The sequence below is a fragment of the Neobacillus sp. SAB-20_R2A genome (genome assembly GCF_049568635.1).
Lineage (GTDB): Bacteria > Bacillota > Bacilli > Bacillales > Cytobacillaceae > Neobacillus > Neobacillus citreus.
This window is the reverse complement of sequence record NZ_CP145895.1, coordinates 5,568,977-5,587,251: the sequence shown is the minus strand read 5'-3', so window position 1 is coordinate 5,587,251 and position 18,275 is coordinate 5,568,977. Positions and strand designations below refer to the sequence as shown.

12 protein-coding genes and 3 rRNA genes are annotated in these 18,275 nt (G+C 45.2%); all 15 read left to right on the top strand.

The window, feature by feature from the left end; all coding sequences use genetic code 11:
* Nucleotides 1-297: 297 nt before the first annotated feature.
* The 15 genes from V5M37_RS27320 to V5M37_RS27250 all read left to right on the top strand — a co-directional run bounded on the left by V5M37_RS27320 (nt 298) and on the right by V5M37_RS27250 (nt 18,201).
* A 16S ribosomal RNA gene (locus V5M37_RS27320) occupies nt 298-1,847 on the top strand.
* Between the two features lie 196 nt (nt 1,848-2,043).
* A 23S ribosomal RNA gene (locus V5M37_RS27315) occupies nt 2,044-4,978 on the top strand.
* Between the two features lie 86 nt (nt 4,979-5,064).
* A 5S ribosomal RNA gene (gene rrf / locus V5M37_RS27310) occupies nt 5,065-5,181 on the top strand.
* The 16S, 23S and 5S rRNA genes sit together here, the layout of an rRNA operon.
* A 214-nt stretch (nt 5,182-5,395) precedes the next feature.
* Nucleotides 5,396-5,884, top strand: a complete 489-nt coding sequence (locus V5M37_RS27305) for a DinB family protein (RefSeq protein WP_423800015.1) — start codon at nt 5,396-5,398, stop codon at nt 5,882-5,884.
* Nucleotides 5,885-6,671: 787 nt separating this feature from the next.
* Nucleotides 6,672-7,619: a metallophosphoesterase gene (locus V5M37_RS27300; RefSeq protein ID WP_423800014.1), complete on the top strand. Its 948-nt coding sequence runs from the start codon at nt 6,672-6,674 to the stop codon at nt 7,617-7,619.
* A 225-nt stretch (nt 7,620-7,844) separates the two neighbouring features.
* Entirely contained in the window at nt 7,845-8,945 is a 1,101-nt protein-coding gene (locus V5M37_RS27295; RefSeq protein ID WP_423800013.1) for an ABC transporter substrate-binding protein, read from the top strand.
* A complete protein-coding gene (locus tag V5M37_RS27290) occupies nt 8,935-9,753 on the top strand; it encodes an alkaline phosphatase family protein (protein ID WP_423800012.1) in 819 nt (272 codons plus the stop codon). The genes V5M37_RS27295 and V5M37_RS27290 overlap by 11 nt, the downstream gene beginning before the upstream one ends.
* 76 nt (nt 9,754-9,829) lie before the next feature.
* Complete coding sequence (locus V5M37_RS27285) at nt 9,830-10,675, top strand: ABC transporter permease (RefSeq protein WP_423800011.1); 846 nt, start codon at nt 9,830-9,832, stop codon at nt 10,673-10,675.
* Nucleotides 10,672-11,457, top strand: coding sequence for an ABC transporter permease (locus tag V5M37_RS27280; RefSeq protein ID WP_423800010.1), 786 nt, complete (start codon nt 10,672-10,674; stop codon nt 11,455-11,457). Before V5M37_RS27285 ends, V5M37_RS27280 begins: the two co-directional genes overlap by 4 nt.
* Nucleotide 11,458: 1 nt before the next feature.
* Entirely contained in the window at nt 11,459-12,460 is a 1,002-nt protein-coding gene (locus V5M37_RS27275; protein WP_423800009.1) for an ABC transporter ATP-binding protein, read from the top strand.
* A complete protein-coding gene (locus tag V5M37_RS27270) occupies nt 12,457-13,260 on the top strand; it encodes a DeoR/GlpR family DNA-binding transcription regulator (protein ID WP_423800008.1) in 804 nt (267 codons plus the stop codon). The genes V5M37_RS27275 and V5M37_RS27270 overlap by 4 nt, the downstream gene beginning before the upstream one ends.
* On the top strand, nt 13,250-14,269 hold the full coding sequence (locus V5M37_RS27265) for a histidinol phosphate phosphatase domain-containing protein (RefSeq protein WP_423800007.1): 1,020 nt from the start codon (nt 13,250-13,252) through the stop codon (nt 14,267-14,269). Before V5M37_RS27270 ends, V5M37_RS27265 begins: the two co-directional genes overlap by 11 nt.
* Nucleotides 14,270-14,883: 614 nt before the next feature.
* A complete protein-coding gene (locus V5M37_RS27260) occupies nt 14,884-15,864 on the top strand; it encodes a quinone oxidoreductase family protein (protein WP_423800006.1) in 981 nt (326 codons plus the stop codon).
* Between the two features lie 169 nt (nt 15,865-16,033).
* Nucleotides 16,034-17,329 (top strand): phytoene desaturase family protein, encoded by a 1,296-nt coding sequence (locus V5M37_RS27255; RefSeq protein WP_423800005.1) that lies wholly within the window; start codon nt 16,034-16,036, stop codon nt 17,327-17,329.
* On the top strand, nt 17,320-18,201 hold the full coding sequence (locus tag V5M37_RS27250; protein WP_423800004.1) for an RNA polymerase sigma-70 factor: 882 nt from the start codon (nt 17,320-17,322) through the stop codon (nt 18,199-18,201). Before V5M37_RS27255 ends, V5M37_RS27250 begins: the two co-directional genes overlap by 10 nt.
* Nucleotides 18,202-18,275 lie beyond the last annotated feature (74 nt).

Genomic DNA, 18,275 nt, shown 5'->3' with positions numbered 1-18,275 from the left:
AATAATGTTTTTATCTTGATTAAAAAACTTTTAGTTGCATTATAGTGCCAATGGTGTTATGATGTAAAAGTCGCTTTTGAAAAGAGCGTTTAAGTCAATCGCAATTGGAAATAATTGATGGTTGATAGATTGTAAGAAATGCGATACAATATAATTCCTGTCGCTTTTACGAGCGACAAAGATAGTTCTTTGAAAACTAAACAAACAAAAACGTCAACAAACAATAATGATCATGTTTCTTCTATATAAATAGAAAACATGAGCCAACGTAACATTTTTGAGCTAATCAACTCAACTTTATTGGAGAGTTTGATCCTGGCTCAGGACGAACGCTGGCGGCGTGCCTAATACATGCAAGTCGAGCGAATCACTGGGAGCTTGCTCCCGGTGGTTAGCGGCGGACGGGTGAGTAACACGTGGGCAACCTGCCTGTAAGACTGGGATAACTTCGGGAAACCGGAGCTAATACCGGATAATTTCTTCCCTCGCATGAGGGAAGGTTGAAAGTCGGTTTCGGCTGACACTTACAGATGGGCCCGCGGCGCATTAGCTAGTTGGTGAGGTAACGGCTCACCAAGGCGACGATGCGTAGCCGACCTGAGAGGGTGATCGGCCACACTGGGACTGAGACACGGCCCAGACTCCTACGGGAGGCAGCAGTAGGGAATCTTCCACAATGGACGAAAGTCTGATGGAGCAACGCCGCGTGAGCGATGAAGGCCTTCGGGTCGTAAAGCTCTGTTGTCAGGGAAGAACAAGTATCGGAGTAACTGCCGGTACCTTGACGGTACCTGACCAGAAAGCCACGGCTAACTACGTGCCAGCAGCCGCGGTAATACGTAGGTGGCAAGCGTTGTCCGGAATTATTGGGCGTAAAGCGCGCGCAGGCGGTCCTTTAAGTCTGATGTGAAAGCCCACGGCTCAACCGTGGAGGGTCATTGGAAACTGGGGGACTTGAGTGCAGAAGAGGAAAGCGGAATTCCACGTGTAGCGGTGAAATGCGTAGAGATGTGGAGGAACACCAGTGGCGAAGGCGGCTTTCTGGTCTGTAACTGACGCTGAGGCGCGAAAGCGTGGGGAGCAAACAGGATTAGATACCCTGGTAGTCCACGCCGTAAACGATGAGTGCTAAGTGTTAGAGGGTTTCCGCCCTTTAGTGCTGCAGCTAACGCATTAAGCACTCCGCCTGGGGAGTACGGCCGCAAGGCTGAAACTCAAAGGAATTGACGGGGGCCCGCACAAGCGGTGGAGCATGTGGTTTAATTCGAAGCAACGCGAAGAACCTTACCAGGTCTTGACATCCTCTGACACTCCTAGAGATAGGAATTTCCCCTTCGGGGGACAGAGTGACAGGTGGTGCATGGTTGTCGTCAGCTCGTGTCGTGAGATGTTGGGTTAAGTCCCGCAACGAGCGCAACCCTTGATCTTAGTTGCCAGCATTCAGTTGGGCACTCTAAGGTGACTGCCGGTGACAAACCGGAGGAAGGTGGGGATGACGTCAAATCATCATGCCCCTTATGACCTGGGCTACACACGTGCTACAATGGATGGTACAAAGGGCAGCGAAGCCGCGAGGTGGAGCCAATCCCATAAAACCATTCTCAGTTCGGATTGCAGGCTGCAACTCGCCTGCATGAAGCCGGAATCGCTAGTAATCGCGGATCAGCATGCCGCGGTGAATACGTTCCCGGGCCTTGTACACACCGCCCGTCACACCACGAGAGTTTGTAACACCCGAAGTCGGTGGGGTAACCGTAAGGAGCCAGCCGCCTAAGGTGGGACAGATGATTGGGGTGAAGTCGTAACAAGGTAGCCGTATCGGAAGGTGCGGCTGGATCACCTCCTTTCTAAGGATAATGCAGTCCTTATGGACTGATAAGAAGTTGACTGTTTCTTGTTTGTTTAGTTTTGAGAGAATAATCTCTCAAAACTTTCGTTCTTTGAAAACTAGATAATCGTAAAAGAAGAAGTAACCAAGTAAGAACCGAGTAATCGCCATTTTAGTTTTTCTCTCTTATTTTTAAGAGTAAGTAAAACCTTTTAGGTTAAGTTAGAAAGGGCGCACGGTGAATGCCTTGGCACTAGGAGCCGATGAAGGACGGGACTAACACCGATATGCTTCGGGGAGCTGTAAGTAAGCGCCGATCCGGAGATTTCCGAATGGGGAAACCCACTGTTCGTAATGGAGCAGTATCTTTACCTGAATACATAGGGTATTGAAGGCAGACCCGGGGAACTGAAACATCTAAGTACCCGGAGGAAGAGAAAGCAAACGCGATTCCCTGAGTAGCGGCGAGCGAAACGGGAACAGCCCAAACCGAAAGGCTTGCCTTTCGGGGTTGTAGGACACTCAACATGGAGTTACAAAGGAACGGGGTAGATGAAGCGGTCTGGAAAGGCCAGCCATAGAAGGTAAAAGCCCTGTAGTTGAAACTTCGTTCCCTCCTGAGTGGATCCTGAGTACGGCCGGACACGTGAAATCCGGTCGGAAGCAGGGAGGACCATCTCCCAAGGCTAAATACTCCCTAGTGACCGATAGTGAACCAGTACCGTGAGGGAAAGGTGAAAAGCACCCCGGAAGGGGAGTGAAAGAGATCCTGAAACCGTGTGCCTACAAGTAGTCAGAGCCCGTTCATGGGTGATGGCGTGCCTTTTGTAGAATGAACCGGCGAGTTACGATTGCATGCGAGGTTAAGTTGAAGAGACGGAGCCGCAGCGAAAGCGAGTCTGAATAGGGCGAATTAGTATGTAGTCGTAGACCCGAAACCAGGTGATCTACCCATGTCCAGGGTGAAGTCCAGGTAACACTGGATGGAGGCCCGAACCCACGCACGTTGAAAAGTGCGGGGATGAGGTGTGGGTAGCGGAGAAATTCCAATCGAACTTGGAGATAGCTGGTTCTCTCCGAAATAGCTTTAGGGCTAGCCTCACGTAGTTAGAGTCTTGGAGGTAGAGCACTGTTTGGACTAGGGGCCCTCATCGGGTTACCGAATTCAGACAAACTCCGAATGCCAATGACTTATCCGTGGGAGTCAGACTGCGAGTGATAAGATCCGTAGTCAAAAGGGAAACAGCCCAGACCACCAGCTAAGGTCCCAAAGTATACGTTAAGTGGAAAAGGATGTGGAGTTGCTTAGACAACCAGGATGTTGGCTTAGAAGCAGCCACCATTTAAAGAGTGCGTAATAGCTCACTGGTCGAGTGACTCTGCGCCGAAAATGTACCGGGGCTAAACGTATCACCGAAGCTGTGGGTGGACACCTTGTGGTGTCCGCGGTAGGAGAGCGTTCTAAGGGCGTTGAAGCTAGACCGTAAGGACTGGTGGAGCGCTTAGAAGTGAGAATGCCGGTATGAGTAGCGAAAGATGAGTGAGAATCTCATCCACCGTATGCCTAAGGTTTCCTGAGGAAGGCTCGTCCGCTCAGGGTTAGTCGGGACCTAAGCCGAGGCCGAAAGGCGTAGGCGATGGACAACAGGTTGATATTCCTGTACCACCTCTTTATCGTTTGAGTGATGGGGGGACGCAGGAGGATAGGGTAAGCGCACTGCTGGATATGTGCGTGCAAGCAGTTAGGCTGGCAAGTAGGAAAATCCGCTTGCCATAAGGCTGAGCTGTGATGCCGAGGGAATTATAGTACCGAAGTTCCTGATTCCACACTGCCAAGAAAAGCCTCTAGCGAGATAAAAGGTGCCCGTACCGCAAACCGACACAGGTAGGCGAGGAGAGAATCCTAAGGTGAGCGAGAGAACTCTCGTTAAGGAACTCGGCAAAATGACCCCGTAACTTCGGGAGAAGGGGTGCTTTTTGGGGTGAATAGCCCCGAAGAGCCGCAGTGAATAGGCCCAGGCGACTGTTTAGCAAAAACACAGGTCTCTGCAAAGCCGCAAGGCGAAGTATAGGGGCTGACGCCTGCCCGGTGCTGGAAGGTTAAGAGGAGGGGTTAGCGCAAGCGAAGCTCTGAATCGAAGCCCCAGTAAACGGCGGCCGTAACTATAACGGTCCTAAGGTAGCGAAATTCCTTGTCGGGTAAGTTCCGACCCGCACGAAAGGCGTAACGATCTGGGCACTGTCTCAACGAGAGACTCGGTGAAATTATAGTACCTGTGAAGATGCAGGTTACCCGCGACAGGACGGAAAGACCCCATGGAGCTTTACTGTAGCCTGATATTGAATTTTGGTACAGCTTGTACAGGATAGGTAGGAGCCTGAGAAGCCGGAGCGCCAGCTTCGGTGGAGGCGTCGGTGGGATACTACCCTGGCTGTATTGAAATTCTAACCCGCACCCCTGATCGGGGTGGGAGACAGTGTCAGGTGGGCAGTTTGACTGGGGCGGTCGCCTCCTAAAGTGTAACGGAGGCGCCCAAAGGTTCCCTCAGAATGGTTGGAAATCATTCGCAGAGTGTAAAGGCACAAGGGAGCTTGACTGCGAGACCTACAAGTCGAGCAGGGACGAAAGTCGGGCTTAGTGATCCGGTGGTTCCGCATGGAAGGGCCATCGCTCAACGGATAAAAGCTACCCTGGGGATAACAGGCTTATCTCCCCCAAGAGTCCACATCGACGGGGAGGTTTGGCACCTCGATGTCGGCTCATCGCATCCTGGGGCTGTAGTCGGTCCCAAGGGTTGGGCTGTTCGCCCATTAAAGCGGTACGCGAGCTGGGTTCAGAACGTCGTGAGACAGTTCGGTCCCTATCCGTCGTGGGCGCAGGAAATTTGAGAGGAGCTGTCCTTAGTACGAGAGGACCGGGATGGACGCACCGCTGGTGTACCAGTTGTCTTGCCAAAGGCATCGCTGGGTAGCTATGTGCGGACGGGATAAGTGCTGAAAGCATCTAAGCATGAAGCCCCCCTCGAGATGAGATTTCCCATAGCGTCAAGCTAGTAAGATCCCTGAAAGATGATCAGGTTGATAGGTCAGAGGTGGAAGCGCGGTGACGTGTGGAGCTGACTGATACTAATCGATCGAGGACTTAACCAAGTCATATTAAGTAAGGTGAACTCGTTTTTACTAAACTTCTTCTGCGTTATCTAGTTTTGAGGGAATGAAACCTCTAATTCAATAGGTCCGGTAGCAATGGCGAGAAGGTCACACCCGTTCCCATCCCGAACACGGAAGTTAAGCTTCTCAGCGCCGATGGTAGTTGGGACGCAAGTCCCTGTGAGAGTAGGACGCTGCCGGGCAAACAAAAAGACAACCTGAATTGGTTGTCTTTTTTTTTCAAAACGACTTACATTAACTGGATTATCTCCACTCTGTTTCCAAATCAAGCTCTGAACTCAAACCGGTACTTCCAATTTATTCATTTGCGAAAATGCTGTTTGGTGGAAGAAGGGAAAGGTTTTTTCTATACGTGTATAGAATAAGTAGTTATATCTGTTAAAGGCGGGTGTTTGGATGCTTCAACACGAATATGGATGGGTTCGGCAGACTAGAGGAACTCTGTTAGATTTTTGTAGGAAATTGGATCCTAATCATTTTACTCAAACAAATGGTTTCGGTTGGCAAAGTGTAAGAGACACATTGGTTCATATAGCAGATTGCTATGTTGCATGGCTTGGCTCATTTGTTTTATTGAAGACAAAAAAACCACTTACTCCAAGGGAGGAAATACATAATCTCAGTTTAGAGGAAATAAAAGCACGATTTGAACAAGTAGATTCAATCGTAAATGAATTATTAGAACTACATGGACATGATTTAAACGTGCTAATTGAGAGAGAAATCCCTTGGAGAGAAGCACCTGAACTATTATCAATTACTCCTCGTAAATTGCTCATGCACACCATCACTCACGAGTTTCATCACAAGGGACAAATAGTAGCCATGCTCCGTCAGATGGGTTATGAGCCCCCAAATACAGATGTTTTAGGAACGGAAGATTAATTTTATCTAGAAGTATTTTAGGCAATGTTTAATTGACATTGCCTTTTTCGTTGAGTAAGTTTGTGAAGTTTCGTACACAAATTGACCCCCATTACGCAGGGGATGTATGTATTTATTGCTTACCACTTACGGAATCCTACCTTCAAGAAAATCGTTGATTGATTTTTTTGGGGAATTAGCGTCTTTCCGAATAAGTGTTACATTTGCCAGAAATAAACCCTCCTAATCTGGCATTATTCATCAAATTTTTTTCGAGAGAAATACCAGAAACTCTGATTTATCAACATTTTGCTCCAATTTACATAAACGTTTGTCTGACCGACAAGCCTTTTTGAGATGTTGGAATAAAAAGTCCGCCGTGGCAAGGCTTTGAGTCGGTTTACACAAACGTTTGTTTAAATTGCACAGGGGCAACAATTTGTTGAAATCCATCGAACGAACATGTGAAGCATGGGAAGAGATTTAGCGTTTCAAACAATGATGCGCAAGAACCGTCCCCATGTTTTGCCGTAATCTTAAATGGCGATATTACTTTCACACCTTCATCTGCTCGGGCAGGTAGGAGTTCGCCATAGTTATGAACAGGACAAATAGTACCAATATCTAATCTGCCATTTTACCTAGTAACACCAAAGGTGAAGATTAAAAAGGACGATTTTTTTTAAAGATTTTTACTAGATTCTGTTACACACTTCAATATATTTTAAAGAGATTGTAAATATCCTCTTTTCCATATTTTAATAGTCTATGATTAAACCGAATAATAGAAAAGGGAAGGGGAATCTTTATGTTAATTGGACAAAAGACAAAACAGAATCTAGGAGTGAAGCTAAAATGCTTGGCAGTCGCTGTTGCACTTGGGATTTCTGTTAACGCTGTCAGCCCTGCATCCTCAGCGTTCGCAAAAACGGAAGAAAAGCCAAAGTTTACAATTGGAGTTGTTCCGGATATTCAGTACTGTGACTGTGATGACAATGGAACGCGCTTTTACCGCAACTCTATTGACAAGCTGATGGAGGCCTCGCAAACATTTAACGAACAAGATGTAGATTTTACTGTGCAAACCGGTGATTTGATTGACCGCAATATATCCAGTTTTTCAACGATCCTTCCATATTTTAATTCGATTGAGGGCCCGAAATATCATCTTCTTGGTAACCATGACTTTCCTGTCACAACAGACCAAGTCGTTGATATTCTTGGGATGCAGAATCAATATTACGATTTTAAATATAAGAACTGGCGGTTTATCGCGCTAGATACCAATGATCTTAGCCTTTACGCAAATCCAGTCGGATCTGAGAAATATCAACAGGCCCAAGTGATGTATAATTCGTTAAAAGAAACGGGCGCAATCAACGCCCAAACTTGGAATGGCGGAGTTAGCGAAGAACAGCTGGCATGGCTGCGCGGTGTGCTCCAAAAGGCGGCTCAATCACAGGAAAAAGTGGTTGTGTTCTCTCATATGCCCGTTTACCCTGCGAATCAGCATAATGTGTGGAATTCCGAAGCCGTAATGGCCGAACTCGAGGCATCCGGCAATGTGGTGGCATACATTAATGGACATAACCATGCAGGAAATTATGGTTATAAAAATGGTATTCACTATTTAAACCTTAAGGGAATGGTAGATACCGCTGATACTAATGCTTATTCCATTTTAAAGGTTTACAAAGACCGTATCGAAGTAGATGGTTTTGGACGTGAATCCGATCGTACGTTAACGATTCGGTAGGAGAGTTTTATCTATAATAGTTAAAAAGAAGTTGGTTGTAAAAAATCAACTTCTTTTTGTCGTTTATTTCTGGCTTGGTTCATATCAAGCAGGATTTACATTCTATTAAAGAACCTTTAGGAAATCATTACATTTGTTTAATACGTATTTTACGTTTGGTTTGTAATATAAAAAGTGTAAAACAAATACAAACAAACAAAAAACAAACTCTGGAGGGTTGTTTCGATGAAAAAAGGTTCTGTTTTAACGATGGCTGCAGTAGGAGTTTTATCTGTTTCTATATTCACAGGCTGTTCAAATAAAAATGAGGACACCGCAAAGAATGTCCAAGCTTCAAATCAAGTTTCTGTTGAAGACGTGATCAAGAATGCTAAACAAGAGGGTCAAGTCAACTCTGTCGGAATGCCGGACACATGGGCAAACTGGAAGGGGACCTGGGAGGACCTCGATTCAAAATATGGTATTAAACATACGGATACTGATATGTCCAGTGCCGAAGAACTAGCAAAGTTTGAATCGGAGAAAGAAAATGCAACGGCAGATATTGGTGATGTTGGTGCATCCTTCGGGCCGTTAGCGGAACAAAAGGGATTAACCCTTCCGTTTAAAACCTCACATTGGGACGATGTTCCAAAGTGGGCGAAGGATGATAACGGTGACTGGATGATTGGTTATACCGGAACCATTGCCTTTCTGACCGATAAGACGAATGTGAAAAATCCTCCGAAAACCTGGAAGGAGCTTGAAACCGGCAATTACAAGGTAGCAATTGGCGACGTATTAAAAGCGAGTCAATCTCAATACGGTGTGTTGGCCGCGGCCTATGCAAACGGCGGGGATGAGAAGAACATCCAACCTGGTATCGATTTCTTTGCGAAGATGGCAAAACAAGGTCGTCTTCAAACGAATAATGTCAACTTAACGGCATTAGAAAAGGGCGAAGTAGATGTCGCCATCGTTTGGGACTTTAATGGTCTTGGCTATAGGGACCAGATTGACAAGAACCGCTTTGATGTTGTCATCCCTCAGGAGGCGTCCGTTATCTCTGGATATGCATCGGTTATTAACAAATATGCCAAAAACCCAAATGCCGCCAAGCTTGCCCGTGAGTATATCTTTTCTGATGAAGGACAAGCAAACCTGGCACGCGGTTATGCCCGTCCTATCCGTGAAAATGTAAAATTGCCTGAGGATGCGAAAGCAAAATTGCTTCCAAATGACATGTACAAAAATGCAAAACCTGTATCAGATCCAAAAGCATGGGAGCAAGGCATGCAGCAGTTACTATCATTATGGCAAGAGAAGGTGTTAATGAATGTCAAATAAGCTAGCCTTTATTATGCTCGACGGTCTGCGTTATGACACAGCCGTTTCCCAAATGGGCTACTTGCACCACTTGATTGAAATGGGAAAAGCATCGAGATTTAAGGTCAAATCTGAACTGCCGAGCCTGTCCCGGCCATTATATGAGGTGCTCTTAACGGGTACGCCGGTTTTTAAAAATGGAATTACTTCCAATCAAACGGTTCGGTTGTCTCATGAAGAAAGCTTGTTTCATTTAACCAAGAAGGCTGGTTTAAAAAACGCGACCGCCTCTTACTTCTGGGTAAGTGAATTGTATAATTCGGCGCCCTTTCATCCGGTGACAGACCGCATTCAATTGAATACGGAAAAAGCCATTCAACATGGTATTTTCTACTGGGAAGACCATTATCCTGATTCCCATCTATTTTATGACGCCAATTTTTTAATGGATCAGTATGAACCAGATTTCCTATATATCCACTCCATGAATATTGATAATGATGGCCATTTATTTACGGCTGATTCCAAAGAATATCGGAATCGTGTGATTGCTGTTGATATACTATTGGCGAATATTCTTCCTAAATGGATGGAGGCAGGCTACCAGATTATTGTGACAGCCGATCATGGCATGAATCGTGACGGCCAGCACGGCGGTACGACAGCAGCTGACCGGGATGTGCCATTATTTATCATCACGGATAAGTTGAAGCATGGCATGTATGAAGAGGTCATTCCTCAGCTTCAAATTGCGCCTTTGGCATGCGAGTTGTTAAACATACAGCCATCGTCAGCCATGCAAAAGCTGTCCTTTCCAAAATTAAAATAGGTGTCTTCTTACAGGAGGCACCTTTTTCCTTAAAAGGTTTTACCGGAGTAAACACAGTTAAAAGGGAGTTTTTTCATTGAAAAAAATAAATGGAATGCTTGTCTCTAGTCTTATCCCATTTCTTTTCCTGGTTCTTCTGTTTCTGATCATTCCATTATTTTTTATGATATATGGAAGCTTTCAAGCAGATGGGGGCACTGGTTTTTCGTTCAAGCAATATCAGGATATTTTTCAAAATGAGTATTATCGCCAAGCGTTTAAAAATAGTATTTTGATTTCGCTTTTATCCAGTTTTATCGCAACTTTATTCGCCATTTTTGCCACCTATTCGATTACGCTTTTTTCTAGCCGGATCCAAAATCGGGTGTTGATTTTTGCTAATCTTACATCCAATTTTGCAGGCATTCCGTTAGCGTTTGCCTTTATCGTTCTGTTAGGAAACAGTGGATTGTTTACCTTGATGTTCAAGCATTTCGGCTGGGCAACGCTAAGCTCGTTTAATGTCTATTCCTGGTCTGGCCTTGTTCTGATTTATCTTTATTTTCAGCTACCATTGGCCGTTATGCTTCTTTACCCAGTCTACCAGGGGATTAATAAGCACTGGAAAGAAGCTGCTTCGCTGCTCGGGGCAAACTCCACGCAGTTTTGGCTGCGGATTGGGATCCCAATCATTCTTCCAAGCATTGCCGGAACGTTTAGTATTCTTTTTGCCAATGCGATGGGAGCATATGCATCCGCTTATGCGTTAACGGGAAGCACCTATAATCTCGTTACGATCCGAATTGGCGCATTGACGACCGGCGATATTTTTGCGAAGCCTGAGCTTGGCAGTGCGATTGCGGGATTATTAGGGTTAACCCTTGTGGTGGCGATGCTTCTCAATGAGTGGTTAACACGCAAGGTTCGGAGGGATTTATCGTGAACAAGAACCACTCGTTTTTTCATTACCTTACAATCGGAGCAGTCCTTTTATACTTGCTTGTACCGTTGCTTGGCACTCTCATTTATTCCTTCTCCACTCAATGGCATAAAACGATTTTGCCAGAGGGCTTAACATTTCGCTGGTACGGGGAGCTTTTTAGTGATTCGTTATTTTTAAAAGCAATGGGACGGTCTCTCATCCTGTCGGTCGGGGCGACCATTCTTTCCCTGCTCATCATGGTTCCGGCAATTTTCTCGATCGTGGTCTACGCACCAAGGCTGGAGAAATTTATCCAGGCTCTGATTGTGTTAACGTATGCCATGCCGGGTGTGATTATTGCGGTAGGGTTAATCAGGGCTTATTCAAACAGCGGCCTGTCGATGGTGGTTGTCACCGTGGGCGCTTATTTTGTTGGAATCCTCCCGTACATGTACCAGGGAACCCGGAATAGCCTGCGGAACATTCAGGCCGTTTCGCTTATGGAGGCGGCTGAAATATTAGGGGCTAGCCAATTTACCGCTTTTTTAAAAGTCATATTGCCGAATATTATGCCGGGCGTACTAGTTTCGTCGCTGCTGTCATTTTCAATCTTATTCGGGGAATTTGTGTTAGTGAATCTATTAATCGGCGGGAGCTTCGAAACTGTTCAAGTCTACTTGTATAAAAAATTGAATGTGAGCGGCCATATCGCAAGTGCCATTGTCATTTGCTATTTTATCTTAATCTCCATTCTATCTTCTATCATTGTCAAAGTAACCCGGTCAAGGAAGGAGACTTTCTAACATGAGCTATGTCACCATTGAAAATATTAAAAAGGCCTTTAAAGGACAAACCGTCCTACATGATCTGAATCTATCATTTAAGCAAGGTGAATTTGTTACCCTGCTGGGCCCAAGCGGTTGTGGAAAAAGTACCTTGCTGCGAATCCTTGCGGGATTAACCAGCCCAGAACAGGGCGTCATCAAGATTGATGGACGTGATGTCACGAATGTTAAGGCTAAGGACCGGCAAATCGGGATGGTTTTTCAATCATACGCCCTTTTCCCGAATCTGACCGTCTCTGAAAATATTGCTTTTGGCTTGAAAATGCAAAAGCTTCCTAGCAAAACGATTAAACAAAAGGTCGCGCGGATGGTGGCGCTGGTAGGATTGGCTGGGAAGGAGGATGCCTATCCAAGGGAATTGTCAGGAGGCCAGCAGCAGCGTGTCGCCTTGGCAAGATCGATAGTCACTGAGCCGAAGGTATTGTTGCTTGATGAGCCCTTAAGTGCCCTGGATGCACAGATCAGGAAAAATCTGCAGAAGCAGCTGCGTACCATCCAGCAGGAATTGAATATTACGACTGTCCTTGTGACTCATGACCAGGAGGAAGCCATGGCTGTGAGTGACCGGATTTATATTTTAAACGAAGGCAGGATTGCTCAATCCGGTACGCCTCATGAGATTTATACCAAACCGGGCAGTGAATTCGTCGCAAGATTTATCGGTAATTATAATGTTCTTGACGGCTCGGAGTTATCGATTGCCACCTCGGAAAAGGAATTTTCCAATCGACTTTACGCGATCAGACCCGAGGCCTTCAGTGCCCAGTTCATGGAGGACGGCTATGCGTTTTCCGGCCGAATCAATAAGGTCATGATGCTGGGAAATATCACTCGGTATGAGTTCAGTTCAAATGGGATAGCGGTGACCGCGGAACACCTGCATCAATCAGATGAAGAGGTGCAGGAAGGCGCTCGGAAAACTCTTTATCTTCATAAAAAGGATGTGATTCCACTGTCATGAATATTCTGGTTACAGAGCGTCATGAGTACATTTTACAGCAGCTCGAAAAACAGAAGAAAATATTGGTCACTTCCCTTGCTGGTGAGCTTGAGGTAACGCCCGAAACGATCAGGCGGGATTTGGACATCCTCGAAAAAGAAAAAAAATTAACGCGTGTCTACGGCGGGGCGATCAAGGTTCAGCAAACGAAAAGCGAACCGCATTTTTCGCAAAAAATGAATGTCAGGATTGCCGATAAAAAAGCCATCGGGAGAAAAGCGGCGGAGTTTATCAAAGACGGGGATACCGTCATGATTGACGTTGGAACGACGACCGTTCATCTCGCAAGTGCGATTTCTGCTGTTCAGGGAGTGACGATCGTGACCAATTCCCTCGCATGTGCGGAAGAACTTAACCACCGTTTGGAAAATAAAGAATTTGAAGGGAAAGTCATCGTACTTGGCGGAGTTACGAATCCTGGACAAAAATCGATTGTCGGTGGCATGACGTGCAAAACACTGGAATCCTTTCGGTTTGACAAAGTCTTCTTATCTTGTGGAGGTATTACCCCAACGGATATCAGTGATTATGATTTTGAGGAATGTTTAGTATCCACTGCGATGGTGGAAAGGGCAAACCAAGTGTTTCTGCTATCCGACTCCTCTAAGGTAAATCATGAGTCGTTCTATAAAATTTGTCCGATCACGAAAATTGATCATGTGATTTGTGATCAAGACATGCCAAACTCATGGAAGGAAACGGGCATGGATACGATGCTCCAATGGATTACAGCTAAAGGTGGCGAACAGCATGAAAGTTGATTATCATTTGCATCTAGAAGAAGGCCCTTATTCACTACGCTGGCTAGACCGTACCAATCAGGCGTTAAACCATTTCAGTCCCCTGGAAGAAAAGCCGCATACTAGGGGCTGGCTGGAAAAAAGCATGGAGCGGCTGGCGGCACGACTGGAACGAGGAGCATACGACGCATCCTGGCTAGATCTCTATTTGCTTGAAGCCAAGCGAAAAGGGCTGAAGGAGGTAGGCATTGTTGATCATCTATACCGTTTTAAGGAATCAAGGGCTTATTTTGAAAAAAATCTTGACCTGAGTGATTCCGATGTCGGAACCAAACAGCAGGTTTGGCTGAACCAGGTCATGACGGAGTCAATGGGGGATTATGTAAGAGCCATTCATGATGCCAAGCCGCGCTGGAAGGAGGCAGGCGTCACATTGAGGCTGGGTCTGGAAGCAGACTACTTTTCCGGAAGCGAAGCGGAATTAAAGGGGCTCATTGAGAAATATGAGTGGGATTTTGTGATTGGCTCTGTTCATTATATGTACGGTTGGGGATTTGACAATCCAGATACCCAGAATCGGTTCCATCATTATAACCTAGTAGATTTATATAAGGACTTTTTTGCTGAGGTCGAAAAGGCGATTCGCAGCAACATCTTTCAGTTTGTCGCGCATCTGGATAACCTTAAGGTATTTAATTACCGGCCAGACGAAGCTCTGCTTGTCCCCCACTATGAAAGAATAGCCAATGCCCTTGTCGAAACCGACACGGCAACCGAAATAAACGCCGGCCTTTATTACCGGTACCCGGTAAAAGAGATGTGTCCGAGCCCAGTGTTCCTGGACATTCTAATCAATGCGGGTGTTTGTTTTACGACTTCATCCGATTCCCATTTCCCCGATGACATCGGGGCCTTTATTGAACAGAACACACAAACCCTGTTGGAAAAAGGGGTAAAAGAAATTGCCACCTTTAAAGAGGGGCGACGGGTGATGAGAGGGATTGGTGAGGGTGTTTGTACTACCCGGTGAGGTGTAGGGACTAAATCTAGCTTGGATTCTATTCGATAAAGCGGCTAGAGGGTCGCAACGATAGGGAATCTACCTCATTGATAAATGAGATGATTTGTTCCACGGCAAATGCGTGAAGCAGCCAACAATTAGACAATATCGTTTTTATATTTGATGTTTAAAAAGGGAACAGCCTTCTGTTCTCTTTTTTAATTTGATTTTATTTTAGAAATGATGAAGGGGATTTCGTGAATTTCGTTCAAATTTGATAGTTTTTGAGTTGATGCATGGGGACGGTTCTCGTGCTTCATTTTTTACATTGGCTAAGAAGGTTGTCTCTCTTTGGTTCTGTCTTTTACCCAAATACTCTTTCTATTCCGTGCCTGGTAACAATTCGAGAGCGATAAAGTTTAGTTTGCCGGATTTGTTGTTCAAGTTTTGGTTAGTTGAAATGGTTAAGTGGGGGTATTCCTTTTTGTGTACTAAATCAAAGGGTATTCCAAATGGAGGAAGAGGAGGATAGTAGATATACAGACCTATTTATGCTTACAATAAAGAAAGTGGTTGTAAAATTGAACTGGTTCATAATTCATATTGTCCTACGTTAGTATTGCATTTAATAATTAACCCTAGAGATGAGGTATTTATATATGAAAGCACTTGTTTTTAATACATTTGGAGGTCCGGAAGTCCTGGAATATTGCGAAGTAAAGGATCCTGTCATCGGTCCGGATGAAATTCTTGTAAGAATGAATGCAATCGGCCTAAACTTTGCAGACATTTATAGAAGGAAAGGAAATTATCATTTGGCCGGGGAGCCTCCCTATATTTTAGGTTATGAAGGTGCCGGAATTGTAGAAAAAGTAGGAGCAGAAGTGCAATGCATAAGCTCAGGAGATCGTATTGCCTTTGCTGATGTTCCATTTGCCAATGCAGAGCTAGTAGCTGTTCCATATGAAAAATTGATACCTTTGCCAGAATCAGTTTCATTTAAGGAGGCTGCATCTATACTTCTTCAAGGGCTAACTGCACATTATCTTACAAGGGACAGCTATGCTGTAAAAAATAATGATGTTGTCTTAGTACACGCAGCAGCCGGAGGTGTCGGGCAGCTCCTTGTTCAAATTGTAAAGCTTCTTGGTGGTAAGGTAATAGGCTTAACATCTTCCAAGGAAAAAGTTGAAGCTGCAAAAAAAGTGGGAGCGGATTTGGTTCTCCAGTACACGGATGACTGGAAGCAGAAAGTTCTGGAGGAAACGAACGGCAAAGGGGTGGATGTTGTTTATGAATCAATAGGCTCTACACTCATGGACAGTTTTGCTGTTACGCGCATCGGTGGTACAGTTGTATTTTATGGGATGGCAGGTGGAGATCCGGCTCCAGTTGATCCCCGTATGTTGATGGATACCTCGAAAACTCTAACGGGGGGAGATCTTTGGAATGTTCTCACTTCTAGGGAAGAAAGAGTGACACGATCAAAAGAGCTGTTTAGATGGATAGAAGAAGGAAAAGTAAAAGTATCGGAGCCAACAACTTTTGCGTTAAGGGACGGACAAGAAGCTCACCAATATCTAGAAAGCAGAAAAAGTACGGGTAAAATCTTATTACTGCCATAAAGGGTCAGCGTCAGAAGACAAAACAACAAGGAATTTCCTTCCGTTTTGAAGGAAATTTGCTAAATCATCTATTCATCCTTTTTGTCCTTCAAAAAAGTTTTCCTTGTTTTTGTCACAAAATCATTCGCTCACCCGTTATGTTTGTAAACAACCGAAAAGGGTGATGACATTGACAAAATATGATGTTGCGATTGTAGGTGGGGGAATTGCGGGTTTAACTGCCGCGATTTATGCCGCAAAGGCAGGAAAGAAAACGATTGTTCTGGAACAAAGCAAACGGTTGGGAGGAAGGGCCATTACCAATAAAAAGCAGGGTGTCTATTTTAATTTAGGCGGTCATGCTTTGTATAATGGGGAAGCGTATAAAACATTTCGCGAGCTCGGATTGCAATTGGAGGGGAGCTCACCCTCTGTTGATGCATATGGATTATGGAAAAATCAATTATTAACCATGCCAACGAATATTTCATCCCTCATTCAAAGTCCGCTTCTAAGCTGGGGAGGAAAACTTGAATTTGCCAAATGGTTTATAAAATTGGGGAAAATGGATACAAAAGTCTTGGATCAAATTAGCATCCGGGATTGGATTGAAACTGAAATTCAGGACCCGATGCTGCGCAACCTGTTCTATTCACTGCTTCGAACAGCGACTTATACTGGTGCACCTGATTTACACCCTGCCGGACCGGCTTTAAAGCATATGCAACATGCATTGCTTGGTGTATTCTATCTGGATAAAGGTTGGGGGTCGCTCGTAGATGAGCTTCATGAGCACGCTGTCCAGTTGGGAGTAAAAGTAGTAACCAATTGTAAAGTGGCTTTAATCGAGCATCATGAGCAAAAAGTCCGCTCGATTTTATGTGCCGATGGCAGTAAAATAGAAGCAACGAATGTTATCTTGACTACACCCCCAGCCATTTCTTATAACCTGGTCCCGCATGCAGAAGATACGGCACTCGACACATGGAAAAAGCAAGCCCTCGCTGTTACTGTTGCCTGTCTCGATGTTGGATTACTCCAGCTTCCCAATCCTAAACACCAATTTATTTACGGCATAGATCAACCCATTTTATATTCCAATCATTCACGTGCCGGAAAACCACGCCCGGCCATCCTAAGTGACTATGAAACACAAGTAGTTTCGCTTTTCAAATATCTGGGCCCGCAAACGGACCCGGAACAGGATGAAAGAGAGTTAGAACAGGTGTTAGATCTCGCTCAGCCTGGTTGGCGAAATCACTTGGTTGCCCGGCAGTATCTGCCCAAAATGACGGTGGTTCATGATTTTCCTCATCTGAATCGAATCGAAAATCCAGGTCCCACAGTACCAGAAATTGATGGGCTCTATGTCGCCGGTGATTGGGCTTCGCATGGGGAACTGCTCGTAGATGCATCTGTGGCCAGTGCGAAACGTGCTGTTTCACAGCTATTGAATGTCAGAAAGGATACCGAATCATGTGTGTAGAAACACTGTATCAAGCCTATCAACCTCTGCTTTTTTCTTTAGCCTATCGCATGTTGGGCAGCGTCATGGATTCGGAGGATATCGTGCAAGAAGCATTTATTGCCTTTAACCAGCTCCCTAACCGCGAGACGATTGAAAACAAAAAAGCCTATCTTTGCAAGATTGTCACCAATCGGTGTCTTGATTTAATCCGGTCATCCGCAAAGACACGCGAGGTGTATGTCGGACCTTGGCTGCCGGAACCATTGCTTGAAAAAGAGAACCCGGCAACCGACCCCACACAGGCCTTTTTACAACAAGAGTCTATCTCCACAGCCTATTTGCTATTGTTGCAACAGCTTAATGCCAACGAACGGGCCGTCTTTTTGCTTCGCGAGGCCTTTCAGTACTCCTATGAAGAAATCGCAGAAATTCTCGACAAAAGCAGTGCGAACTGTCGGCAAATTTTCCACCGTGCCAAGAAAAGTATGGATTTTACCCCCAACCAACAGCCATCCGTTACGATTATGGAATCAAAGATCAAAGAGTTTGTCCACAGCTTCATAAATGGGGACATTACGCAAATATTGGAGCTTGTTAGTGAAGACATCGCGATGTACGCGGATGGCGGCGGAAAGGTACCAACAGCAAGGGTTCCTATTTTCGGTGCTGCAGGCGTCATCCGATTGCTGCAAAACCTGTTGAAAATGCATGAAGGAAAGTTTACCTTCTCCTTTGCCACTATCAATGCGAGTCCAGGACTGATCCTAACAATGGATGATGACCTGAAGTATGTCTATTCCTTCGCCTTTAATGGTAATCGGATTCAGACCATCTATATAGTTGGCAATCCCGACAAACTGAGTCATTTGCAAGAGGGGAACATGCTTTAGCCGTAGGGGAAAGTTGGTTGCTTGTTAAGAACCGCATGTAAAGAAAAAGAATCCCTTTTAATCAAGATTGATTA